General features: G+C 61.0%; 23 protein-coding genes. 13 read left to right on the top strand and 10 right to left on the bottom strand.

From position 1 onward, the window contains the following. The first annotated feature begins 1 nt into the window (after position 1). Positions 2 to 550 carry a hypothetical protein gene (locus tag PMI11_RS16945; RefSeq protein WP_007819239.1) on the top strand — a complete coding sequence of 183 codons (549 nt, stop codon included), beginning with the start codon at positions 2 to 4 and terminating at the stop codon, positions 548 to 550. A gap of 65 nt (positions 551 to 615) precedes the next feature. Here the strand turns inward: PMI11_RS16945 and PMI11_RS16940 are convergent, their stop codons facing one another. After that, positions 616 to 1,530, bottom strand: coding sequence for a LysR family transcriptional regulator (locus PMI11_RS16940; RefSeq protein WP_007819238.1), 915 nt, complete (start codon positions 1,528 to 1,530; stop codon positions 616 to 618). A gap of 100 nt (positions 1,531 to 1,630) precedes the next feature. Between PMI11_RS16940 and PMI11_RS16935 the strand changes: the two genes are divergently transcribed. The 4 genes from PMI11_RS16935 (at position 1,631) to PMI11_RS16920 (ending at position 4,825) form a co-directional block, all read left to right on the top strand. Further along, on the top strand, positions 1,631 to 2,404 hold the full coding sequence (locus PMI11_RS16935) for an SDR family NAD(P)-dependent oxidoreductase (protein WP_007819237.1): 774 nt from the start codon (positions 1,631 to 1,633) through the stop codon (positions 2,402 to 2,404). Between the two features lie 117 nt (positions 2,405 to 2,521). Further along, a complete protein-coding gene (locus tag PMI11_RS16930) occupies positions 2,522 to 2,938 on the top strand; it encodes an MAPEG family protein (RefSeq protein WP_007819236.1) in 417 nt (138 codons plus the stop codon). A gap of 116 nt (positions 2,939 to 3,054) precedes the next feature. Beyond that, a complete protein-coding gene (locus tag PMI11_RS16925; protein ID WP_007819234.1) occupies positions 3,055 to 3,930 on the top strand; it encodes a dienelactone hydrolase family protein in 876 nt (291 codons plus the stop codon). A gap of 259 nt (positions 3,931 to 4,189) precedes the next feature. Beyond that, complete coding sequence (locus PMI11_RS16920) at positions 4,190 to 4,825, top strand: TetR/AcrR family transcriptional regulator (protein WP_007819232.1); 636 nt, start codon at positions 4,190 to 4,192, stop codon at positions 4,823 to 4,825. A gap of 6 nt (positions 4,826 to 4,831) precedes the next feature. Here the strand turns inward: PMI11_RS16920 and PMI11_RS16915 are convergent, their stop codons facing one another. After that, on the bottom strand, positions 4,832 to 5,791 hold the full coding sequence (locus PMI11_RS16915) for a LysR substrate-binding domain-containing protein (RefSeq protein WP_007819231.1): 960 nt from the start codon (positions 5,789 to 5,791) through the stop codon (positions 4,832 to 4,834). 206 nt (positions 5,792 to 5,997) lie between these two features. Between PMI11_RS16915 and PMI11_RS16910 the strand changes: the two genes are divergently transcribed. Beyond that, positions 5,998 to 6,297, top strand: coding sequence for a DUF1127 domain-containing protein (locus PMI11_RS16910; protein WP_007819230.1), 300 nt, complete (start codon positions 5,998 to 6,000; stop codon positions 6,295 to 6,297). 85 nt (positions 6,298 to 6,382) lie between these two features. On the opposite strand, the gene PMI11_RS16905 is transcribed toward PMI11_RS16910, so the two are convergent. The 5 genes from PMI11_RS16905 to PMI11_RS16885 all read right to left on the bottom strand — a co-directional run bounded on the left by PMI11_RS16905 (position 6,383) and on the right by PMI11_RS16885 (position 11,688). Then, entirely contained in the window at positions 6,383 to 7,252 is an 870-nt protein-coding gene (locus PMI11_RS16905) for a DUF937 domain-containing protein (protein ID WP_007819223.1), read from the bottom strand. Between the two features lie 94 nt (positions 7,253 to 7,346). Continuing rightward, the gene (locus PMI11_RS16900) at positions 7,347 to 8,720 is read right to left on the bottom strand and encodes a glutamate--cysteine ligase (protein WP_007819221.1); all 1,374 of its coding nucleotides are present in this window, start codon (positions 8,718 to 8,720) and stop codon (positions 7,347 to 7,349) included. Positions 8,721 to 8,864: 144 nt separating this feature from the next. Then, positions 8,865 to 9,602: a 16S rRNA (uracil(1498)-N(3))-methyltransferase gene (locus PMI11_RS16895; protein WP_007819219.1), complete on the bottom strand. Its 738-nt coding sequence runs from the start codon at positions 9,600 to 9,602 to the stop codon at positions 8,865 to 8,867. A 14-nt stretch (positions 9,603 to 9,616) separates the two neighbouring features. Then, the gene (locus tag PMI11_RS16890) at positions 9,617 to 11,113 is read right to left on the bottom strand and encodes an inorganic phosphate transporter (RefSeq protein WP_007819217.1); all 1,497 of its coding nucleotides are present in this window, start codon (positions 11,111 to 11,113) and stop codon (positions 9,617 to 9,619) included. A gap of 62 nt (positions 11,114 to 11,175) precedes the next feature. Further along, positions 11,176 to 11,688 (bottom strand): NUDIX hydrolase, encoded by a 513-nt coding sequence (locus PMI11_RS16885; RefSeq protein WP_007819215.1) that lies wholly within the window; start codon positions 11,686 to 11,688, stop codon positions 11,176 to 11,178. Between the two features lie 269 nt (positions 11,689 to 11,957). On the opposite strand from PMI11_RS16885, the gene PMI11_RS16880 reads away from it, so the two are divergent. Continuing rightward, positions 11,958 to 12,836, top strand: coding sequence for a LysR substrate-binding domain-containing protein (locus tag PMI11_RS16880; RefSeq protein ID WP_085990548.1), 879 nt, complete (start codon positions 11,958 to 11,960; stop codon positions 12,834 to 12,836). Between the two features lie 91 nt (positions 12,837 to 12,927). Continuing rightward, positions 12,928 to 14,085, top strand: a complete 1,158-nt coding sequence (locus PMI11_RS16875; protein WP_007819211.1) for an adenosylhomocysteinase — start codon at positions 12,928 to 12,930, stop codon at positions 14,083 to 14,085. A 65-nt stretch (positions 14,086 to 14,150) separates the two neighbouring features. Here PMI11_RS16875 and PMI11_RS16870 read toward each other — a convergent pair whose 3' ends face one another. Then, the gene (locus tag PMI11_RS16870) at positions 14,151 to 15,137 is read right to left on the bottom strand and encodes a zinc-dependent alcohol dehydrogenase family protein (RefSeq protein ID WP_007819209.1); all 987 of its coding nucleotides are present in this window, start codon (positions 15,135 to 15,137) and stop codon (positions 14,151 to 14,153) included. Positions 15,138 to 15,241: 104 nt separating this feature from the next. Between PMI11_RS16870 and PMI11_RS16865 the strand changes: the two genes are divergently transcribed. After that, on the top strand, positions 15,242 to 16,093 hold the full coding sequence (locus tag PMI11_RS16865; RefSeq protein WP_007819207.1) for a LysR family transcriptional regulator: 852 nt from the start codon (positions 15,242 to 15,244) through the stop codon (positions 16,091 to 16,093). A gap of 19 nt (positions 16,094 to 16,112) precedes the next feature. Here the strand turns inward: PMI11_RS16865 and PMI11_RS16860 are convergent, their stop codons facing one another. After that, positions 16,113 to 17,009, bottom strand: a complete 897-nt coding sequence (locus tag PMI11_RS16860) for a LysR family transcriptional regulator (protein WP_007819201.1) — start codon at positions 17,007 to 17,009, stop codon at positions 16,113 to 16,115. 136 nt (positions 17,010 to 17,145) lie between these two features. Here PMI11_RS16860 and PMI11_RS16855 point away from each other — a divergent pair, with 136 nt between their 5' ends. From PMI11_RS16855 to PMI11_RS16840, 4 genes are read left to right on the top strand one after another with little or no spacing between them, the layout of a single operon-like run. Further along, complete coding sequence (locus PMI11_RS16855; protein ID WP_007819199.1) at positions 17,146 to 18,585, top strand: FAD-linked oxidase C-terminal domain-containing protein; 1,440 nt, start codon at positions 17,146 to 17,148, stop codon at positions 18,583 to 18,585. Then, a complete protein-coding gene (locus tag PMI11_RS16850; RefSeq protein ID WP_007819197.1) occupies positions 18,582 to 19,787 on the top strand; it encodes an FAD-binding protein in 1,206 nt (401 codons plus the stop codon). Before PMI11_RS16855 ends, PMI11_RS16850 begins: the two co-directional genes overlap by 4 nt. Before the next feature lies 1 nt (position 19,788). Continuing rightward, positions 19,789 to 21,099, top strand: coding sequence for a glycolate oxidase subunit GlcF (gene glcF / locus PMI11_RS16845; protein WP_007819194.1), 1,311 nt, complete (start codon positions 19,789 to 19,791; stop codon positions 21,097 to 21,099). A gap of 50 nt (positions 21,100 to 21,149) precedes the next feature. Next, positions 21,150 to 21,590, top strand: coding sequence for a hypothetical protein (locus tag PMI11_RS16840; protein ID WP_007819193.1), 441 nt, complete (start codon positions 21,150 to 21,152; stop codon positions 21,588 to 21,590). 172 nt (positions 21,591 to 21,762) lie between these two features. Here PMI11_RS16840 and PMI11_RS16835 read toward each other — a convergent pair whose 3' ends face one another. Continuing rightward, entirely contained in the window at positions 21,763 to 22,377 is a 615-nt protein-coding gene (locus PMI11_RS16835; protein WP_244430594.1) for a L,D-transpeptidase, read from the bottom strand. Between the last annotated feature and the right edge of the window lie 31 nt (positions 22,378 to 22,408).

Raw genomic sequence — 22,408 nt, 5'->3', positions numbered from 1 at the left:
CATGGAAACGGGCAGCCGGGTTCCGCTCTGGATCATCGCGCTGCTCACGGCCCTCTGCCTCGTCGTCCTCGGCTGGACAACCTTCGGCTACACCGTGCCCTTCGAGCATGAGACGGGGCAGGCGGTGCTCGATACCTATTTTGTAGGCTATGATGAGTCCGCCGTCTTCCATATGCAGACACTGCTCGACCAGAACGTGACGGCTAGCCGCGTTCTCCGGACCATGTATTTCGGCCCGGAGCTGATCTTTCCGGCCCTGCTGACAGCCCTTCTATTCCTGATTTTCCTGCGGCTCGGCCCGATCGAGACATGGCGCGGCCGGCAGGCGCCCCGCCTGCTCGGCCGGATCACTTACGTCCTGCCATTCATTTACGGCTTCGCCGATTACGCAGAAAACATCTCAAGCCTCGTTGCCTTCAGCGACAGTGGTGCGGCAGGCTTTGCCGCGCAGATCCTGCCGTGGATGACGAAGCTGAAATTCGCAAGCCTTGCCATCTGCGCCATTCTGATAGCGAGAGGCGCAATTCTCCACCAAACGCATGAAAACTGAGTGCTTGCAGCACTTCCTTTGCGCATTCCGGACGCAAAATCGCTGCACACTTTTGCTGGAATTGCTTATCGCGGCCAGCGCCACACCGGCTGTGAAAGCCTTGCCGCAAAGAAATCTCCGAGTGCTTCCACTTTCGCCGGCCGGGCACGCGCTGACGGCGTAACGAAATAAAGGGCGCCCTTTGGCAAGGTCCACTCCGTCAGGATCGCCTTCAGGCGTCCGTCGCTAAGGTATTCGTAAGCCATGAATTCCGGCAGTTCGACGATGCCGAGGCCGCGCAACGCCATCGGGATCAGCGCCTCCGAATTGGTGGCCCTCAGCGGTCCGGTCGGCACCACGATCTCCTCTTCCCCTGCCTTGTTGCTGAAGCGCCAGACATCCTGCCGCGGCCGGTAGGCGTAACCGAGGCAATGATGGGCGGCGAGGTCTCGCGGATGCCGTGGACAGCCGTATCTTTCGAGATAGGAGGGGGCTGCGAGAATAAAGGGCGCGACAGGCGCCAGCCTCTTCGCCACGAGGGAGGAATCGGGCAGCACCGCGATGCGCAGTGCCGCATCGAAGCCTTCGCCCACGAGATCGACCACCGCATCGCTCATATGCATGTCGATGGAGATATCGGGATAGAGTTCGAAGAAGTCAGGCAGGATCGGCGCCAGCCATTGCCGCCCGAAGACCATCGGCACGGCGAGACGGATCAGCCCGCGGGGCTGGGTGGAAAGTTCGCGCGCCGCATCCTCGGCCGCTTCCGCCTCCGCATAGATGCGCTGGGCGCGGCCGACCAGCCGCAGCCCGAAATCGGTGAGTGCCAGCTGCCGGGAAGTGCGGTTGAAGAGCCGCGCGCCGAGCCGGTCCTCCAGCCGGCTGACCGCCCGCGACACCGTCGGTACGGAAACGCCGAGCGTCTTGGCCGCGCGGGCGAAGGAGCGCTCCTCCGCCACTTTGGCGAACATGGCGAGGCCCTCGAAATCCGGAAAACCCATCGTTTCATTCCTGCAATGATATCTTTCATTTCTTTCTATTCAGAAACGAAAGACCCGTCCACATCTTCAGTTCAGTCGAACAGAACAGGAGACGACGACAATGAACCAGACACTGAATGGGACACGGAGACTGAACGGAAAGATCGCGGTCATCACCGGCGCCACGTCGGGCATCGGCCTTGCCACCGCAAAGCGCTTCGCAGCCGAAGGCGCACGCCTCTTCATCACCGGCCGCCGCAAGGAGGTTCTTGATGCGGCTGTCGCCGAGATCGGCGGCAATGTCACCGGCATCCAGGCGGACTCGGCAAAGCTTGCCGATCTCGATCGCCTCTATGAGCAGGTGAAGGCGGAGGCCGGCCGCATTGACGTGCTCTTCGTCAATGCCGGTGGCGGCTCGTTTGCGCCGCTCAGTACCATCACCGAAGAACAGTATGACGATACCTTTGGTCGCAATGTGAAGGGCGTGCTCTTTACGGTGCAGAAGGCGCTGCCGCTGCTCGGGCATGGTTCCTCTGTCATCCTGACCGGCTCCACGGCGGGGGTATCGGGCACGCCGGCCTTCAGCGTCTATGCCGCCTCCAAGGCAGCGATCCGCAACTTCTCCCGTAACTGGATCCTCGACCTGAAGGACCGCGGCATCCGCATCAACACGCTGAGCCCTGGTCCGACCGAAACGACAGGCCTCGTTGAGCTCGCGGGCCAGGACAAGGCACAGCAGCAGGGCCTGCTGGACTATATGGCATCACAGGTTCCGATGGGTCGCGTCGGCCGCCCGGAAGAAATCGCCGCAACGGCCCTCTTCCTCGCGACAGAAGATTCGAGCTTCATCACCGGCGCCGAGATCTTCGTCGACGGCGGTATCGCCCAGGTCTAAATCCGAAGATGATCTGACCCTGAAGACGGCCCGCTCCACGGCGGGCCGTCATGGCTCTGGTATCTGTCCGGTCTTTCCGCTACTGCTCCCGCCGTCGCCGAAGTAAGAGGAATGATGATGACCGGCTTTGAGATGTTCTGGCCTCTGCTTGCCCACGTCCTGTTGGTCTACATCCTTTACGGAGTGCTTGGTCTGCGCCGTGGCAAGGCGGTTCGTGAGGGGCGGATGAAGAAATCCGGCTATCGCGAGAACCGTGACGAACCGCCCGAATGCCTTTTCGTCAAGAACAACCTCGCCAACCAGTTCGAGCTGCCGGTGCTCTTCTATGCCTGCAGCATTCTTCTTTATATCACCGAGGCCGATAATCTGGTGTCCGTCGTGCTTGCCTGGCTTTTCGTCGTCCTGCGGTATGTTCATGCCTATGTGCATGTCACCAGCAACGATCTGCGCTATCGCAGCCCGCTTTTTGCTGCCGGTTTTGTCGTGCTGGGAGCCATGTGGGCCTGGCTTGCCGGCTGGATGCTGTTCTCCTGATCCGGGCGATTTCCTCCAGATAAGCCGGTAACACAGTTTTGTTCCTGCGTTACCGGCTGCTGACCTAAGTTCCCCCTTGCCAATTGGGCATGGGGTGGGAACTGAGGAGGACTGTTATGGAAAAGCCCGTCATTACGCAGGCAATGATCAATGCCTATGATGAATATACGCACCTGACGCTGGATCGCCGCAGCTTCATGGACAAGCTCACGAAGCTTGCCGGCACGGCAACCGCTGCCGCGGCAATCGCGCCGCTCTTGGCCGCCAACAAGGCAGCCGCCGAGGTCGTCGCTGAAAACGACGATCGCCTGACCGCTAAGGATATTACCTATCCCGGCAGCGGCGGCGACATGAAGGGTTATCTGGTGCAGCCGAAGAATGCGTCCGGCAAACTCGGCGCCGTCATCGTCATCCATGAGAACCGCGGCCTCAATCCGCATATCCGCGATGTCGCCCGCCGCATGGCGCTCGAAGGCTTCGTGGCGCTCGCGCCGGATTTCCTTTCGCCGCAGGGTGGCACACCTGAAAACGAGGATCAGGCGCGCGATATGTTCAGCAAGCTCGATGCGGCCACAACCGTCGCGAACGGCGAGGCGACCGTCGTCTACCTCTCCAAGCTCGAGGCTGCGAACGGCAATGTCGGCGCGATCGGCTTTTGCTGGGGCGGCGGCGCGGTCAACAACCTCGCGGTCAAGTCACCCGAGCTAAAGGCAGGCGTGGCCTATTACGGTGCACAGCCGCCGGCCTCTGACGTTCCCAAAATCAAGGCGGCGCTGCTGCTCCACTATGCCGGCCTCGACGATCGCATCAATGCCGGCATCGACGCTTACAAGAAGGCGCTCGAGGAGAATGGTAAAAAATTTGAGATCTACGTCTATGAGGGGGTCAACCACGCCTTCAACAACGACACGTCCGCTGCCCGCTATGACAAGGCGGCAGCCGATCTCGCCTGGAGCCGCACGGTCGAATTTCTGAAGCAGAACCTCGCCTGACCAGGCCTGGAGAGTGTGCCGCAAGGCGAAAAAGGCAGGGTGACAAGTGCGCAGCCTGCCTTGCTGAATGAAGTGTTAAGACTGACTTTTACACAGGCCAAAACGGGGCGTAACGCCCCTTTGCCCCTGCGCTCTTGCCATTGCTTAAAATCCGACCATTTCCCTTTACGACGGATGAATACCTGCATGTCATATCCGCCCGACGCGCCGGTATGACACATCATCTCCGCCGCTCAATAACGAGACAGATGGGAACCACATGGGCGCGGACATTTCGGATCGTATTGCTCTTCGCAGGAAGCCGAAACAGGAGCGAAGCATCCAGCGGCTGGATCTCATCCTCAACGCGGCAGCCACCATCATCGCCGAAAAGGGCGTCAGCGCCATGCGGATGACTGAGCTTGCCGTCGCCGCAAAAGTTCCGATCGGTTCGGTCTATCAGTATTTCCCGGAAAAGGCGGCGATCGTCAAAGCGCTATTCGACCGCCATGCGCAGGCGATCCAGCAGAAGACGGCGGAGATGTTTGCGGATGTTCGGTCCTTCGATGAAGCGCTCGACCTGATCTCGGCGATGATCGACTGGTACTATGCCGAATACCGCAACGATGCCGCCTATCTCGGCGTCTGGATGGGCACGGAGACAGACCAGGATCTCCTGCGCCTGAACATTGAGCATAGCGGCCAGGTCGCCGAGATCTTCCAGGAGGCTGTGCGTCGTCTGTCGCCGGAACTCTGCAATGAGCAGATGAAAGCGCGCACTTACCTTTTCAGCCACCTGATCGGCGCGGCGATCCGCCTTGCGGTGCTGAGCGAAGACGGCGAGCGCATCCTCGACGAATGGAAGCGCGTGATCCGCGCTTCCCTGTTTGCTCCGACGTCCGCTTCGGCACCTTGAGACGACCTACCAGCTCGGCATCATGCTCGCCGCAGCCTTGAGCCGTGGATAGTGGCGGGCGTAGCCTGTCTTCCCATCCTGCTCCAGCCCATCTTCGATGACGGTCGGCGTGATGTTGTCGAGGCAGGCGGTGATATGTGCCGTAATCGCGTTCATCAGCGACAGCGAAACGCCGGGTCGCTTCATGATCCCGATCTGCACCGGCGGCAGTGCCGGGAAGCCGTCTGCCTGGCTCAACACCTTCATCCCTGTCCGAAGTGCCGATTCCGGCATGATCGAAACCGCCATGCCGGCGAGCACGGCCGAGGCGACCACGGTACAGGACCAGCTGGTGAACAGGATCTGATATTCACGGCCGACGGCATCGAGTGCCGAACAGGCGAGCTGGCGCCACTGGCAATCGCGCCGGCCGACGGCAAGCGGCACCGGCGCATCGTCGCGGATCGGATGGTTGGCGGAACTCACCCAGCAGAGCGGTTCTGTCCGCACCACATCCGAAATGCGCTCGCGCGGATTGTGGGTGACAAGTGCGATATCGAGCTCGCCCTTGTGCATGCGTTCGGCAAGGTCGACCGAAGGCTCGCAGACGATATAGAGCTCGACATTTGGATGCGTCTTGGCAAAGCGGCCAATAATCTCGGGCATATAGCGGTCGGCATAATCGTCGGGCGTGCCGATGCGCAACGTGCCTTCCAGCCTGTTGTCGTCGAAGGCGGCGATCGCCTCATTGTTCAGGCGGATCATGCGCCGCGCATAATTCAGCAGCTTCTCGCCTTCGACCGTCAGCCGGTTGCCGCGGCCGTCCTTGATGAAGAGCTGCTTGCCGATGCGTTCTTCCAGGCGCCGCATCTGCATGGAGACGGCGGACTGTGTTTTGTAGACCTTGTCGGCCGCCTTGGTGAAGCTGCCGGAATCCACGATCGCGATGAAGGTCTGCAACTGGTCGATATCAAGCGGCGCCGACATGATCCTCTCCATCCATAAAGATCTCTGATGTTAATCATTAGAAACATTCGTTGGACTGATCAATAGGTCTTTGGCATCTTCGGGATGCAAATCAAGCAAAGTGAAGGACAGACGCCCTGCCTGTCCAGCCTGTGACCAGCTGACCCTTCCTGCTCGACCTCGCAGGCGGGGCGGGCTGTTCTGCGCCCCGAAGAAAGGAGAGTTCGATGCGCACTCATGAACAGACACTAGAACTCGACTGCGGCAAGCTCGCCCCGACGCTCATGCAGCGTCTGATGGCCGCCTTTGCGCCGCTGGCAACCGCTCTTCGCATTCTGCGCAATCGCTCGCAGGTGAATGGGCTGCACGAGCTCGATGACAATCAGTTGCGGGATATCGGCCTGTCGCGGGCCGACGTCACCTCCGCATTCCTCGCTTCGACCTTCTTTGAAGATCCGTCGGAGCACCTGACGCAGGCGGCCAAGCGCCGCCACCTGCTCACGATCAGGCGCCCTTACAGGGACTGAGCAAGTCTTTTCCCCGCAGGGTGATAGCCAATAGCCCTGCTGCTTAACCCGGTGATCGGCTTTCCCAAGCCATCTCCGGGTTTTTTTATGCCTTGTTGCCAGGAGGGCTGTCAGGCGAGGGGGCAGTCTTCGGCCGATAGGCTTCGAAGATCGCTTCCAGGTTCTTCTGATAGCTTTTCTGCACTTCGAGACCGCTGTCGAACATGGCGTTCAGCATCTCGGTATAGCTGTCGCCGGCTTTCGGTTCTTCCTTGGGCAGCGGGGCCTTGGCTGCCGGCTGCTGGAAGCCGGCCATCATTTCCTGGAATGCCTTGGCGAAGGGATTGTCGAGGAAAGGATTGACCGGCTGCTGCGGTGCGGCTTCCGGCTTCGGCACGCTGAACATCAGCTGCATGGCCTGTGTGAACGGATTATCGAAAATGCTGGGCTCGGGTGCTGCCTTCGGCTTCGGCGCAAAACCGGTGCTCTCAAGCCATTTCTGGATCGTCTCGCCCATGGCGGTATTGACAAAGGGATTGACCGGCGTGGCCATCTGCCCCATCGATTGCTTGAACAACCCGCCCATCAGCGTGCCCGCCATGACCGGCAGCATCTGCTTGTAGATTTCCTGACCGATGCCGGTCATCTGCGCCGCCTGCGCGGCGATGGCGCGTGAGACCTCCTTGGAGCCGAAAAGCTGGGCGAGGATATTGTTGCCGTCGGAAATGCCTTCGGGGGTAAAAGCCTTGCTCATGTCCTCGAAATATTTGGCATAATTGCCCGACGCCACGGCCTGCATAAGGCCGACGAAATCGTAAGGGTTGCTGGTGCTGCGCTTGAGGCCGGCGGAAAAAGCCGGCGTCAGCGCGGCCATCGCCTTCGTTGCCTGTTCCTGCGCGAGGTTGAACTGCTTGGCAACGGCATCCATCGCCGCCCCATTCTGCGCCTGCATCATCATGTCGAAGAGTGGCAGCATGAAAGTCCCTTTCCCGGATAGCGGCGCATATTCGCGCCACTATAGCTCGAAATGGGATTGCGCAAACGGCTTTTTGGAAGGGACGGCTTGCCTCTTAGTATTGATATTCCTGGAAGACCGGCTCGACCGAGCCGTTCCAGCGGCCGTGATAGAGCGCCAGCAGATCCTCGGCGAGCGTCGCCTTCTTGGCCAGAACCTCGTCGAGTGGTGCCAGGAAGATGCTCTCGTCGACGCCGTCGCCGTTTAGCCTGTTGCGTGCCTTGAGGCCGACCCGGGAAATATTGACGACTTCGCGCGCCGTGCCGATCAGCTGATGGCCGCGGAACGTGGCCTTCAGCCCTTCCTCCGGCACCGTGTTGCGCAGCGCATTCACTTCGGCAAAGCCCCAGTCCTTGGTCAGCTCATCGGCGGCGGCGAGCGCATCATCATCGTAGAGCAGGCCGACCCAGAAGGCCGGTAGGGCACAGATGCGACGCCACGGGCCACCATCCGCGCCGCGCATTTCCAGGAACCGCTTCAGGCGCACATCCGGGAAAAGCGTCGAAAGATGGTTCGTCCAGTCGCCCATCGTCGGCTCATAGGCCGCGATTTCGCCCTTCAGCGCGCCGTTCATGAACTGGCGGAAGGTGACGTGGGTCGCCCGGTGATAGTGCCCGTCGCGCATGACGAAATACATGGGCACGTCGAGCGCCCATTCGGCATAGTCCTTGAAGCCGAAATCGTCGCGGAAGGTGAAGTCCAGGAGGCCGCTGCGCCTGTTGTCCACGTCGCGCCAGACATCGCCGCGCCAGGAGAGCATGCCGTTGGGCTTGCCTTCGGTGAAGGGAGAGGAGGCGAAGAGCGCGGTCGCCAGCGACTGCAGCTTCATCGAGACGCGCATCTTGCGGCGCATGTCGTCTTCCGAGGAGAAATCGAGGTTCACCTGGATCGTACAGGTGCGATACATCATGTCGAGACCGCGGCTGCCGACGTCGGGCATGTAGCTGGTCATGATCTCGTAGCGCGACTTCGGCATATGCGGGGTTTCCGCATAGGTCCATGTCGGGCTGCCGCCGATACCGAGGAAACCGATGCCCATGGGCTCTGCGATCTCGCGCACCTGCGCCAGATGCTGGTTGGATTCCTTGCAGGTCTGGTGAATGTTTTCGAGTGGCGCTCCCGAGAGCTCGAACTGGCCGCCGGGCTCGATCGAGATGGCACCCATGCCATTCTGCTCGCCAAGACCAATGATATTGTCGCCGTCCGTGATCGGCTCCCAGCCGGACTTGGCCTGCAGACCCTTCAGCAGCGCGGAGATGCTGGCTTCGCCGAAATAGGGAACCGGGCTGTTGTCTTTGCGGAAGAAGACGAACTTCTCATGTTCCGTGCCGATGCGGAACCGGTCCTTCGGCTTATTGCCGGCGGCGAGATAGTCGGTCAGCTCCTGAACCGAAGAGATCGGCGTCTGGTCGGTGGTGTCGCGAGCCATGAAAATACCTGTATTCGGGAAGGCGCCGGGGCCGGGGCAATTTGAAGGGTGATTAGTGCCCAAGCCAGCTAAGTTGCAAGTGAAATTCTTTCAATATGTCATCAAAAAAATAGCAGCACTTTCCTTTCGATCGGCCTTCGGCAGTTAATTCCAATCGCCGATTGCAGCCTGTATCACTGCCATTGCCGCGACCGCCGCCGTATCGGCGCGCAGGATGCGTGGACCAAGCGGGATTGCGGTCACGAAATCCAGGCTGCGCAGGCGCGTCTGCTCCTCCCCGGAGAAGCCGCCTTCCGGGCCAACCAGAAGCGCGAGCTTCCTTTCGGTCACTTTGGAAAGCAGCGGCAGCGGGTTCTGCCCGGCGTCGCCCTCATCGCAATAGATGATGCGCCGGTCCGCAGGCCAGCGGTCGAGCAGATCGGCAAGCCGCACGGGCTCGGCCACATTGGGAATGCCGAGGATGCCGCACTGTTCCGCCGCTTCGATGACATTGGCGCGGATCTTGTCGAGATTGGTGATCTTGCCTTGCACATGCTGGGTCATGACCGGCTGCAAAAAGCCGGCGCCCATTTCCACCGCCTTCTGCACCAGATAATCCATGCGGCCGACCTTCAGCGGCGCAAAGAGATAGTGCAGGTCGGATGGGGCAGGCTGCGGCCTGGTCTCTTCCGTCGCCGCGAGCAGGATGCGCTTGCGGGTCGGGAAGGAGAGGCTCGCCTTCCATTCGCCGTCGCGGCCGTTGAAGAGCAGAATTTCCGCACCCTCGTCCATGCGCAGGACATTGGCGAGATAGTTGAACTGCTCCGAATTGGCCTCGACGGCGGCACCTTTTGACAGGGGAGCATTGATGAAAAGCCGCTGCATGCGGAAATTGGCGCGCATTCTGAGACCCTGACTCACATGAAGAGCGCGAACATAGCCCAATAAATCACCGCCGCAAGCGCGGCCGAGACCGGCACTGTGATGACCCACGCCCCGACAATCGTCATGAAATGCGACCGGCGAACCAGATAACGCCGTCGGGCTTCATGAACGTTCGGCTCCAGTTCGTCGATCTCGAAGCTTTCAGTCTTGCGGCGTATGAATTTGATACGGCGCTTCGAATTGCGCGTGTACCACTCGCGGAAAAAGCCGACGCCGAACACCGAGCCGACGGCGATATGGGTGGTGCTCACCGGCAGGCCGAGCCAGGAGGCGACGATGACCGTGAAGGCGGTCGAGAGCGCTACACAATAGGCGCGCGTCGGATTGAGCTTGGTGATCTCCTCACCGACGAGCCGGATAAGGCGCGGCCCGAAAAGCAAAAGGCCGACCGAGATTCCAAAGGCGCCGATCAGCATCACCCAGAGCGGCGGGTGGCCGATCATGCTGTTGTCGGCAATACCGGCAGAGTGAACGATCGCCGAAAGCGGACCGACCGCATTGGAGACATCGTTTGCGCCATGCGCGAAAGAGAGCAGGGCGGCCGAACCGATCAGCGGAAAGTGGAACAATGTGCGAAGCGAGCTGTTGCGGTTTTCGAGATTCTCTGCCTGCCGCAAGACGACCGGCCGCACCACGAGCCAGCTGACGAGACCGATCCCGATGCCGATCAGGAGGATCGTCAGCGACGAGTATCGGCCCCGCGGCGCGAGCTGCAGCACCATATAGGCCATGAAACCGCCGGCCATCACGGCGATCATGATGGGAACCCATTGCCTGGCGGCGGCGATCTTGTCCTCGCGATAGAGGATGAGGGTCTTGACCAGATAGAGGAGCCCCGCGGCGACCAGCCCGCCGATCAACGGCGAGGTTATCCAGCTCGCGGTGATTTCCAGCATGACCCGCCAATTGACCGGCTCGAATCCGACCGCTCCCACGCCGGCACCGATCACAGCACCGACGATCGCATGCGTCGTCGAAACCGGCGCATTCATCCAGGTGGCGAGGTTGATCCAGAGTGCGGCAGCCGTGAGCGCCGCCATCATGATCCAGCCGAGTGTTGCCGGCGGGACCTGAACCGTATCGACTATACTGGACGAAATTGTCTTGACGACCTCGCCGCCGGCAATCGTCGCGCCCAGCACCTCGAAGATCGCGGCGATGATGAGCGCCTGTTTCATGGTGATGGCGCGTGCACCAACCGCTGCGCCGACATTGTTGGTCACGTCATTGGCGCCGATATTCATCGCCATGTAGGCGGCAAGTGCTGCAGCCGCAATCACCAGCACCGCGCCGGGCCTGTCAAACACATAGACACCGGCAAAAAGCATCGCCAGGCCGAGAAAGATCAAGCCAAGCCCGGGCGCCACCAGCCGTCGCGAGACATATTTGGCCGCATCCTCGACATGGGTGACCTTGTCGAGATCCTTATCAAGCGTGCGTTTCGTAAGGACGGCGTTGCGTTGCGGCATTCTGTTTCCTGGCTAAGTCCTGCTTTTGCGCCGCCTTTTCTAGCGGCACAAGATGGCAAGACTTATTCCGCCGGAATTTGTTTCGGAATGCCGCCAGAAAGTTTTTCAGCCATGCGCCGTTTAAAGGCGAGGAACAGGTTACGCAGTTCGGGTTCCTGGACGCGCTTGACCGCTTCGTCGCAGGAAACCCACTCGACGGTCCGCTCGCCCTTTTCTTTGAAATTCTTCGCCACACCAGTCACTTCGAGGGCATAGACCTGGACCTTGCAGGTCACCTTCATGCCGTCGCGCAAAACTTTGGGGTAGGTATAGTCGCCGAGCGTTTCGGTCTCCACCGTGCCGCGTACGCCAGCCTCTTCCAGGGCTTCCTGTGCCGCAACTTCATAGGCACATTTGCGGTTCATCGGCCAGCCCTTGGGGATCACCCAGCGCCCGGTATCGCGGCTGGTCATCAGCAGAACTTCGAGCTCACCCGTCTTCTTTTTGACCCGGTAACAGAGCGCAGCATATTGCTGTCGCGGCGGACGCCGAAACATGAGTTGCACATCAGAAGCCAGGCGGGCAAGAAGGGTCAATTGTCGGGTCACCTTTACGTTCGTTAGGCTGAGTCGTTATTATATTAGTATGATATGAAAAGCTTGCGCGATCCATACGTGCAAAACGAACCGAAAAACTATTTTATCCACTGTACATAGGAAAAATCGAGACCAGGCAGGTTCGGAAATCTCGCCATTTCCTGTCCCGAATGCGTCGTTTTGCACAGCTGTACAATATGGCCCGACCTTGCCTTTCATTCAATGGCGAGATCTTCTGATCCACCGTGATTTTCTACAATGTGGTAACCATGCGACTCCCACCCCTCAACGCGATCCGCGCCTTTGAAGCTGTCTGTCGTCACGGTAGCATTTTGAAGGCGGCCGAAGAGCTGGGCGTGGTGCGCGGCGCCGTGCGCCAGCAGATATCGACGCTCGAAGATCACCTCGCCAGCAAGCTCTTCGTGCGTGACGGCCGCAGGCTGGTTCCGACCGAGAAGGCAAGCGCCTTTGCCGAGGCTGCCGGTGCTGCCCTGACCATATTGAAACGCGCCGCCGATGAATTCGAAGAGGCGGGCAGGCAGCGCATCCGCCTTGGCGTGCCGTCGGCTTTCGCCATCTGGTGGCTGATGCCGCGAGCGGCCGACATGCAGGCAAGCCTTGGCAATATCGAGATCGATATCGTGCCGATGACGGTAGTCGAACCCTTGTCGCAACATCCGGATTTCGACGCCGTGATCATGGGCGGCGAGATCAGATCTTCTGCCGGTATCACCGAAACACGCTTCATGGAGGATGAATTCGGCCCGGTTGCAACGCCCGCAATGGCCGGCAGACTTGCAGGCGACGCCGCGGCCTTGGCGGAAGCAAACATCCTTGTCAGCCGCAGCGCGCCGAAACTCTGGACAGAATGGTTTGCAGAAAGCGGTACGCCCCCTGTTGCCTTTTCCCGTCTTCGGGAATTTGAGGATCTTCTTCTGGCAGTGGGCGCTGCCCGTGCGGGCCTCGGCGTTGCGCTGGCGCCGAAAGCTTCGATCGAGGACGATCTCGCCCGCGGCATTCTGGCCGCCCCTTACGGCTTCATCCGCCGGCCGGCTGGTTACAGCCTCTGCTGCCGGACATCGGATGCGAAACGGCCGGCCTTCGCAGCGCTCCGCAACTGGCTGCTTCGCTCGGGCGGCGCATCCTGAAAGGGCAGTTTTTCTGCCCTTTCATCAGAAATATCTCCATGCCCGCCCCATCTTTGCCTCGCTAGAACAGAGGGGAACCAAAGGGCACGAGATGGAAAAACCTGCGACACGCATAGACTGGATCGGCAATAGCTGCCGCCTGCTGAAGGCAACGGCGGCGGAATTCGAAACGACGCGCCCCTTTGCCGATCTTTCAATCGGCACCGGCATCCATCTGGAACCGAAGACGGTCGCTCTGCTGATGACCCTGCGGGCAGGTGGGGCGCGCCTGATCTGCACCGGCAATCTGAACAGCACCCAGCCGGCAACTGTGGAATTCCTGCGCGCGCAGGGCATCACTGTCTTCGCAACCCAGACGACCGATCCCGTCGCCCACCACCAGAGCCTTGAAGCCGTCGTTGCCGAAAAACCCGATCTCCTGCTGGACAATGGTGGTGATCTCTTCGCGATCGCAACCGAGAGGCCCTATGCCAATTTGCTCGGCGGCACGGAGGAAACGACCTCCGGCCGGACCCGCCTGCTGCCGATGCGCGATAAGCTGGCAATGCCGATCCTTGTCATCAATGACAGCCCGATCAAGCAGTTTGCCGAAAACCGGCATGCCGTCGGCCAGAGCCTGTTCGAAAGCTACATGCGCTTCACCAACCGCTCCACCAATGGCAAGCGTGTGACCGTCTTCGGTTACGGCGCCTGCGGCAAGGGCACGGCCGCCGCCTTCCGCAATGCCTTCTCGACGGTCAGCGTCGTCGATATCGATCCCGTTACCAGCCTCGAGGCGCATCTCGACGGCTTCATCACGCCGCTCCGCGAACAGGCGATCCGCTCGGCGGACGTGATCGCCACCGTCACGGGTTTCCCCGGCATCGTCACTGCCGCCGATCTGCCGCTGATCAAGGACGGCGCGATCCTCATGAACGGGGGTCATTTCCCCCATGAGATCGATGTCGCAGCCTTCCGCAGCCATCCCGATGTCGTTGATATCGACCGCTACGAGGCCGATTTTATCGAGACCTTCCATCTGAAGGATGGTCGGTCCTTCCACGTGCTCGGTGGCGGCCATATGGCCAATCTTGCCGGCCCGCGCCCGCTTGGGAACTCGGTCGAATCCATGGACCTCGGCTTCACCCTGCAGGCCCGCTGCCTGGAGCGGGTCGCAAAGCGCGGTGTCGGCGCCGAATCCTGTATCGTGCCGGTGCCCGCGGATATCGATGCAATGGTCGCGAGCGCCTATCTCGATCTGGCGCGCTAAGCAATTCCAGTAAAGGTGTCTGGCGGTTTTGCGTGTGGAATTGCGGGAAACGAATAGATAGAGCGTCAGATCTCCACGACGACCTTGCCCTCGGCTCGCCGGCTTTCGAGCAGGCGATAGGCATCGCTTACCTCGGCGAGAGAAAACGGCCGCGGGTCTAGGTTTGGCCTCAGCGTTCCGGCTTCGACGCGCTGTGCAACCTGCTTGAGGATTTCGCCGTGGTGGGTGCGGTCTTCGCCGGTCAGCAACGGCGCCAGCGTGAAAACGCCGGAATAGCTGGCGCCTTTGAAGGAGAGCGGCGCCAACGAGTGCATGCCCCAGCCGAGGCTGCTGACGACATGGCCAAACTTGGCGACGGCCTGGAAGGCGGCGTCGAGACCCTTTCCGCCGATCGTGTCATAGACGATGGCGAAGCCTTTCCCGCCAGTAATGCGGGCGACATACTCTTCCGTCGTCTCCTTCGCATAGTCGATCGGCGTCGCACCGATACTGCTGATATAGTCACCTTTCGAAGCTCCATCGACGGCATAGACCTGTGCACCGGCGGCAACCGCCATCTGCACGGCGATATGGCCCACACCGCCGCCGCCGCCGATAACCAGCACCTTTTGCCCTGCCTTGACCTGCGTGCGCTCCTCCAGACCTTCCCAGGCGGTGATCGCGATTAGCGGAAGGGCCGCCGCTTGGCGCAGGGTGAGATTGCGCGGCTTCAGCGCAACGAGATCGGCATCGACGGCGGCATATTCCGCTAGCGATCCCTGCAACCCGCCGACGCCGCCCGTCATGCCATAGACTTCGTCACCGATGCGAAAACTGGTCACACCGGCACCTACCGCCTCGACGATCCCGGCCATATCGATGCCGAGAATGGCGGGCAGGGGATGGCGTGCATGGGCGGCCTCGCCGGCCCGGATCTTCATATCCAGCGGATTGAGCGCGGCGGCCTTGATGCGCACGAGAATCTGACCGGCTTCCGCGACAGGCTTTGCAATATCGGCAATGGTGAATTCGGCATTCTGCGCTTCGACAAGCGCTGCTTTCATGCTGCTCATGGAACGTCTCCTTGATCTGTTGGATGCAGAATGCCGCATTGAATTCTGAATGAAAATCAAAGATAACGTATGTAGATCATGCATTTTTGTTTGAGGCTAGACCCTTGGAATGGAGCGATCTCAAACTCTTTCTCGCCATCGCGCGTCTTGGAACGCTGGGTGCTGCCGCCCGCAGCCTCGGCCTGACGCAGCCGACCATGGGCCGGCGGCTGCGTGCACTCGAAATCTCGCTCGGCCAGACGCTCTTCCAGCGTACCGCTGATGGTTTCATCCTGACGGATGAGGGTGCGACCGTCTTTGCCCATGCAGAACGTATGGAAGAGGAAGCGCTCGGCCTGGAGCGCGAACTTGCCGGCCAGAACAGGCAGCTCGACGGGTTGCTACGGCTCTCATCGTCGGACTGGTTCGGCGCGCATGTGCTTTCACCTGTCTTGGCGGAGTTCTCGGTTATCTATCCGAAAGTCGTCATCGAACTCCTGACCGACAGCCGCCTCATGAGTCTCGCGCGCCGCGAGGCCGATATCGTCTTCCGCATCGCCCCATTCACCGAGACGGAGGTCATATCCCGCAAGCTGCTGCATATCGATTACCGCCTCTATATCCGCCGCGGCCTGCCACATCCCGAGGCCGGTAATGGGACCGGCGCCCGGCTGGTCACCATGGATGAGGCCTTCGGCGGCATGCCGGATGTCGGCTGGCTGAAGCGTCTGCTGCCGAAGGCTGATATCGCCATGCGCAGCAACAACAGAGATGTGCAGGCGACCCTTTGCGCTAACGGCGCCGGCCTTGCCGTCCTGCCGCGCCCGCTCGGCGATGCCATCCCATCCATCGAGCCCGTCGATCTCGGCGAAGCGCCGCCCGGCCGCGATACCTGGGTCGGCTACCACCGCGATATGAAGCGGCTGGCGCGGCTAAGGGCGCTTCTCGATCTCGTCATCGAGCGGCTGGCTGATTAGTCGCCTGCTCACCTGAGCCTCAGCGCTCCCAATAGGGAACCGGGCCGTAGAGCTCGGCCAGAAAATCGATGAACAGCCGAACCTTGGCCGGCAGAAACTGCCGGCTCGGGTAAACCGCCGAAAGCGTAACATTGTGCGATCCCTCGTAGGCCGGCAGCACCTGCACGAGCTTGCCGTTCTTCAGCTCTTCGCCGATGTCCCAGGTGGAACGCAGCGCAATGCCGAGGCCAGCAATGACTGTTTCGCGGATCACCTCACTGGAATTGGTAATCAGCATGCCTTCGGGCCGCAGGCTGAAGGCGCCATCCGGGCCGTCCAGTCGCCAGACATCATTGTTATGGGCCGGCAGACAGCGGTGCTGCTTCAGCTCTTCGATATGTTTTGGCATGCCATGGGCAGCAACATAATCAGGCGAGGCGCAGAGCACCCGGCGCACAGGCGCGAGCCGGCGTGCGACAAGGCTGGAATCGGTCAGCTCCGCGATCCGGATGGCAAGATCGAAGCCGCCGCCGACGATATCGCTGAACTCGTCGGTCAGCACCAGATTGATCGCCAGTTCCGGATGCGCCTCCATGAAAGCCTTCAGATAAGGGGCGATATGCATGCGGCCGAAGGAGGTGGGCGCGGAGATCTTCAGCGTGCCATGCATCTGCGCAGAGCGGCCGGAAATATAGAATTCCGCCTCCTCGATCCCCGCAAGGATGCCGAGAACACGGTCGTAAAAACCCTGGCCGGATTCGGTGAGCGAAATCTGCCGCGTCGTGCGCTGCAGAAGCCGCGTGCCGAGCCGGTCCTCCAGCCGCTTGATACGCTTGGAGACGACGGCAGGGGAAAAGCCGAGCGCGCGGCCGGCGAGAGACATGCTGCCGGTCGAAACGACCTTGGCAAAGATTTCGAGATCACCCAGATTGGTCATAAGCTTTTACAACTTTTTCCCTTTTGGAATAAGTGCTTAACATTTGCGCCGGTTTCGGGAAAGTGCTAAGCCGAGAGAGCCGGTCACAGGGAGGATTTGTCACCGGTTTCCGTCATGTTGGCCGAGGGAGAACGCCATGTCCGACGCCATTTCGTTCCTCGCTCCGCGCCCCCAAGTTCTTGCGCGCCGGAAGGAAATCGTTGCCGATCTCGTCGATCTCCTGCCGCCGGAATGTCTGATCCACGAAGCGCGCGAACTCGTGCCCTTCGAGACCGATGCATTCGTCTCCTACCGTCGCCTGCCGCTCGCCGTTGCCTTGCCGCGCTCGACCGCGGAAGTGGCAGCCATCATGAAATACTGTCATCGCTACGGCATTCCGGTCGTCCCTCGTGGGGCCGGCACGTCGCTTTCGGGCGGCGCCATCCCGCAGGAAGATGCCGTCGTGCTCGGCCTGTCGAAGATGAACCGCATCCTCGACATCGACTTCGCCAATCGCTGCGCCGTGGTTCAGGCCGGTGTCACCAATCTCAATATTTCCGAAGCAGTCTCGGCGGACGGTTTCTTCTATGCTCCCGACCCGAGCTCGCAGCTGGCCTGCACGATCGGCGGCAATATCGGCATGAATTCCGGTGGTGCGCATTGTCTGAAATATGGTGTCACGACCAACAATCTGCTCGGCGTCAAGATGGTGCTGACCGACGGCACGGTGATCGAACTCGGCGGCAAGGCTCTGGATGCGGCGGGCTACGATCTGCTCGGCCTCGTCTGCGGTCATGAGGGCCAGCTCGGTATCGTCACCGAAGCGACGGTACGCCTGATCGCCAAGCCGGAGGGCGCCCGGCCGGTGCTTTTCGGTTTCGAAAGCTCCGAAGAGGCAGGCCGCTGTGTCGCCGACGTCATCGCCGCCGGCATCATTCCCGTCGCCATCGAATTCATGGACAAGCCGGCGATCGAAATCTGCGAGGCCTTCGCTCATGCCGGCTACCCGCTCGATGTCGGTGCGCTCTTGATCGTCGAGGTCGAGGGATCGGAGGCGGAAATGGACGACATGCTGAAAAGCATCGTCGACATCGCCCGCAAACACGGCGTCAAGACGGTGCGTGAATGCCAGTCGGCAACCGAGGCGGCGCTGATCTGGAAAGGACGCAAGTCCGCCTTCGGCGCCACCGGTCGCATCGCCGATTACATCTGCATGGATGGTACTGTGCCGCTGAGCCAGCTTTCGCATGTGCTGCAGCGGACGTCCGAGATCGTCGCCGGCTACGGCCTGCGCGTCGCCAATGTCTTCCATGCCGGCGACGGCAACATGCATCCGCTGATCCTCTTCAATGCCAATGACCCCGAGGATGCCGCCAGGGCCGAGGCGGCGGGCAACGATATCCTGAAGCTCTGCGTCGATGCCGGCGGCTGCCTGACCGGCGAGCACGGCGTCGGCATCGAGAAACGCGACCTGATGCGCCACCAATATTCCGAGGTCGATCTTGCCCAGCAGATGGCGGCCCGCGCCGCCTTCGATCCGCAATGGCTGCTGAACCCTTCCAAGGTCTTCCCGCTCGAGGGGCGTCCTGCCGCATGATCGATCTGGTGGCTGCAAGCGAAGAAGAAGCCGCGGCGATCATCCGCGCGCATGCGCAAGAGGGGCGTGGGCTCGCCATCAGCGGCGGCGATACGCGCTCGGGTTTCGGCAATGCGGTCGAGGCGGAGGATCGCCTGCGCTCGACTGGTCTGTCCGGCATCGTCTCCTACAATCCCGGTGAGATGGTGATGACCGCGAGGGCCGGCACGCCAATCGCCGAAGTCGAGGCGGCCCTTGCCGAAAACAACCAGATGCTGGCTTTCGAACCCATGGATCATCGCGCCGTGATGGGCACCTCGGGCGAACCGACGATCGGCGGCGTCTTTGCCGCCAATGTCTCCGGCCCGCGTCGCTTCGTGGCGGGCGCTGCGCGGGACAGCCTGCTGGGCATCCGTTTCGTCAACGGCAAAGGCGAGATCATCAAGGCGGGCGGCCGCGTGATGAAAAATGTCACGGGCCTCGATCTGGTGAAGCTGCTCGCCGGCTCGCACGGTACGCTCGGCTTCCTGACTGAGGTGACTTTCCGTGTACCGCCGCGTGCGAAGACAGGGGAGACTGTCGTCATCTCTGGTCTCAACGATGCCGAGGCCGCAAATGCTATGGCAGCGGCCATGGCTTTGCCGGTGGAGGTCTCGGGTGCTGCGCATCTGCCTTTGACCGTCACCTGGAAATTCCTCGCCGGCAAGCTGCCCGAGGGAGAGGCGACCGTGCTGCGCATCGAAGGCCTCCCCGGCTCGGTGGAATCGCGCGTGGCAAAGCTTCTGTCGGCGATGGCGCCCTTCGGCCAGGTCGCGAGCCTGGATCGGGCCGCCAGCCGCCAGCTCTGGCAGGAAGTCCGCGATGTCGCGCCCTATGCCGATGGTACCGCCCGACCTGTCTGGCGTGCTTCCGTCGCACCGGGCACTGGCCATCAGCTTGTCGCGGCGCTCCGGCTGGAAGCCGGTGTCGATGCTTTCTACGATTGGCAGGGTGGTCTCGTCTGGATGCGTATGGAAGCCGATCCGGAAGCCGGTCTGGTCCGCCGCTTCATCAAGGCGCTCGGCGGCGGTCATGCGACGCTCATCCGCGCCTCGGCTCAGGCAAGAGCGGCGACATCGGCCTTCCATCCCGAGGAAGAGGCAGTGGCACTTCTTTCGCGCCGCGTGAAGGAAAAGTTCGATCCGGCGGGGATCTTCAACCCGGGGAAGATGGCGGGACACTGAAATGCAGACCAACTTCACCCTTGCCCAGCTTGCCGATCCGCATGTGGCCGAATCCGAGCAGATCCTGCGTAAATGCGTTCATTGCGGTTTCTGCACCGCCACCTGTCCGACCTACGTCACGCTCGGAAATGAGCTCGATAGCCCGCGTGGGCGCATCTATCTCATCAAGGACATGCTGGAAAACGGCCGCGCGGCAGATACGCAAGTCGTCACTCATATCGACCGCTGTCTCTCCTGCCTTGCCTGCACCACGACCTGTCCTTCCGGCGTCGACTACATGCATCTCGTCGACCGTGCCCGGGTTCACATCGAGAAGACCTATAAGCGGCCGTTCATGAACCGGCTGACGCGCGCCATTCTGGCGGCAGTGCTGCCCTATCCCGGCCGGTTTCGCGCAGCACTTGCACTTGCCCGCATTGGTCGTCCCTTTGCCGGCCTGATGCGCGGGGCAGCACTTAAGCCGTTTGCAGCCATGCTGGCGCTTGCGCCATCAAGCATTCCCGCGCCGTCGCCTTTTGCCCGGCCTGGCCGGTATGAGCCGCAGGCCGAACGCCGCGGCCGCGTCGCGATCCTCACCGGTTGCGCGCAGCCCGTTCTCGATCCCGCCATCAATGAGGCGACCATCCGGCTGCTGACACGATTGGGCGTGGAGGTGGTCGTCCCCGAGGGCGAGGCCTGCTGCGGCGCTCTCGTCCATCATATGGGGCGCGAAGAGCAGGCTCTCGCCTCGGCGCGCGCCAATGTCGATGTCTGGACCCGCGAGATCGAGGCTGGCGGCCTCGACGCGATCATCATCACCGCCTCCGGCTGCGGCACGACGATCAAGGACTATGGCCATATGCTGCGCCTTGACCCCGCCTATGCCGGCAAGGCGGCGCGCGTCTCGGCACTGGCCAAGGACATCACCGAATATCTGGCCAGCCTCGATCTGCCCGCACATATGCCGAAGGGCATCACAGTCGCCTATCACTCAGCCTGTTCCATGCAGCATGGGCAGAAGATCACCATGGCGCCAAAGCATCTGCTCAAGGCGGCAGGTTTTACCGTTCGCGATCCGGCCGAGGGCCATCTCTGCTGCGGCTCGGCCGGCACCTACAACATCATGCAGCCGGATATTTCCGCAGCCCTGAAGGTTCGCAAGGTCAAGAACATCGAGGCGACCAAGGCCGATATTATCGCCACCGGCAATATCGGCTGCATCACCCAGATCGGATCAGGCACATCAACGCCGATCCTGCACACCGTCGAGCTCCTGGACTGGGCTTATGGTGGTGCTGTGCCTGAAAAATTAAGGGATTTGCCGCTAGCCTGAGAGCACCGATTCATTGGCAGATCGCGGGGCCGATCTCAGGAGCTTTGACTATGTGGCGTGGATTGATGGTGCTTGCCGTATTGCTCGGCGCGGCTGGTGCGGCGCACGCCGATGTCAGGTATTTCTGTTCTGCAGACGACAAGGATCTGCGCTTCACGCTAGAAAGCGCATTTGAAGACGGAGGCGGCCACAAACTGATCCATTTCCGTGGTGCGCTGATGCTCAAGGACGCCAATAAATCCAAGAACTTTGGCAAGCGGATCCTCGAATCGAAGGATTTGACAAACCGCTGGTCGCGCGATGGCGATCTGCGCCTGGAAGTTTTCACGACGGAAGGTGCCGATGCTGAAAGCGAATCTCTGGATCTCGCGGTTCTCGCCGGCGAGCACGGCAAGACTTCACCGAATTTTAGCGGCACTTATGCTTTGCGGATCGAAGGCAGCACAAGCTTCTTCGTCGTCGAAGGCAAGGTGAGCTGCGGTACCAAATAGTCCGCAGCCTGCACTCAAAATCACCAATGGTAGGAAATACCGACGTTGACCGCGTTGGTGACGATGTTCGTCTTCAGGCAGTCGCCGCTGTCTGTGGCAGAGTTCTGGTCACAATCTTAAAAAATAAAAAGGCGCACCAGATACGCCTTTATTTTCTTATTGAAAGTCTTGCTCAACCGCCAAACATGGTCCGCAGGATATCGATGCCCTTGTCCTGGAAGGCGACATTGCCCTGCTTGTTGCCGGGGCCGACGACAATGACCTTGGTGCCGACCGATACACGGTTGTAAAGATGCGTCACGTCGCTATTCATCATGCGGATGCAGCCTGACGACATGTTGAGGCCGATCGTCCAGGGTTGGTTGGTGCCGTGAATGCGGAAGATCGTGTCGCGGCCGCCCTTGTAGAGATACATGGCACGTGCGCCGAGCGGATTATCCGGGCCGCCGGGCTGAACGGCGGGAAGATTGTGACCCTCGCGGGCCTCGCGGGCGCGCATCTCAGCCGGTGGCGTCCAGCTCGGCCATTCGGCCATGCGACCGACCGTCACGACACCCGACCAGCCGAAGCCGTCGCGGCCGACGCCGATGCCGTAGCGCGTAGCGCGATTATTGCCTTCGACGAGGTAGAGAAACTTGTTGTTGGTGTCGACGATAATGGTGCCGGGCTTTTCACTGGTGGCAAGACGGACGACACGCTTGCGGAACTGCGGCTTGATTTCGCGGGTCTGTTTGACACCGCGTACGGCGTCCGTAGCCGTCATGACCGGTTCCGCGCTGACGGTCACAACTGTACAGGACAGCGCAACGGCAGCCGCC

Source organism: Rhizobium sp. CF142 (assembly GCF_000281145.1).
GTDB lineage: Bacteria > Pseudomonadota > Alphaproteobacteria > Rhizobiales > Rhizobiaceae > Rhizobium.
This window is presented reverse-complemented; position numbering and strand designations above follow the sequence as displayed.

Coding starts and splice junctions, on each gene's coding strand:
- glcF (WP_007819194.1), top strand. CDS start 19,789: ATGCAGACCAACTTCACCCTTGCCCAGCTTGCCGATCCGCATGTGGCC.
- PMI11_RS16890 (WP_007819217.1), bottom strand. CDS start 11,113: ATGCCGCAACGCAACGCCGTCCTTACGAAACGCACGCTTGATAAGGAT.
- PMI11_RS16840 (WP_007819193.1), top strand. CDS start 21,150: ATGTGGCGTGGATTGATGGTGCTTGCCGTATTGCTCGGCGCGGCTGGT.
- PMI11_RS16850 (WP_007819197.1), top strand. CDS start 18,582: ATGATCGATCTGGTGGCTGCAAGCGAAGAAGAAGCCGCGGCGATCATC.
- PMI11_RS16860 (WP_007819201.1), bottom strand. CDS start 17,009: ATGACCAATCTGGGTGATCTCGAAATCTTTGCCAAGGTCGTTTCGACC.
- PMI11_RS16895 (WP_007819219.1), bottom strand. CDS start 9,602: ATGCGCGCCAATTTCCGCATGCAGCGGCTTTTCATCAATGCTCCCCTG.
- PMI11_RS16905 (WP_007819223.1), bottom strand. CDS start 7,252: ATGCTGCCACTCTTCGACATGATGATGCAGGCGCAGAATGGGGCGGCG.
- PMI11_RS16875 (WP_007819211.1), top strand. CDS start 12,928: ATGGAAAAACCTGCGACACGCATAGACTGGATCGGCAATAGCTGCCGC.
- PMI11_RS16880 (WP_085990548.1), top strand. CDS start 11,958: ATGCGACTCCCACCCCTCAACGCGATCCGCGCCTTTGAAGCTGTCTGT.
- PMI11_RS16900 (WP_007819221.1), bottom strand. CDS start 8,720: ATGGCTCGCGACACCACCGACCAGACGCCGATCTCTTCGGTTCAGGAG.
- PMI11_RS16920 (WP_007819232.1), top strand. CDS start 4,190: ATGGGCGCGGACATTTCGGATCGTATTGCTCTTCGCAGGAAGCCGAAA.
- PMI11_RS16930 (WP_007819236.1), top strand. CDS start 2,522: ATGACCGGCTTTGAGATGTTCTGGCCTCTGCTTGCCCACGTCCTGTTG.
- PMI11_RS16855 (WP_007819199.1), top strand. CDS start 17,146: ATGTCCGACGCCATTTCGTTCCTCGCTCCGCGCCCCCAAGTTCTTGCG.
- PMI11_RS16940 (WP_007819238.1), bottom strand. CDS start 1,530: ATGGGTTTTCCGGATTTCGAGGGCCTCGCCATGTTCGCCAAAGTGGCG.
- PMI11_RS16870 (WP_007819209.1), bottom strand. CDS start 15,137: ATGAGCAGCATGAAAGCAGCGCTTGTCGAAGCGCAGAATGCCGAATTC.
- PMI11_RS16945 (WP_007819239.1), top strand. CDS start 2: ATGGAAACGGGCAGCCGGGTTCCGCTCTGGATCATCGCGCTGCTCACG.
- PMI11_RS16915 (WP_007819231.1), bottom strand. CDS start 5,791: ATGTCGGCGCCGCTTGATATCGACCAGTTGCAGACCTTCATCGCGATC.
- PMI11_RS16910 (WP_007819230.1), top strand. CDS start 5,998: ATGCGCACTCATGAACAGACACTAGAACTCGACTGCGGCAAGCTCGCC.
- PMI11_RS16925 (WP_007819234.1), top strand. CDS start 3,055: ATGGAAAAGCCCGTCATTACGCAGGCAATGATCAATGCCTATGATGAA.
- PMI11_RS16935 (WP_007819237.1), top strand. CDS start 1,631: ATGAACCAGACACTGAATGGGACACGGAGACTGAACGGAAAGATCGCG.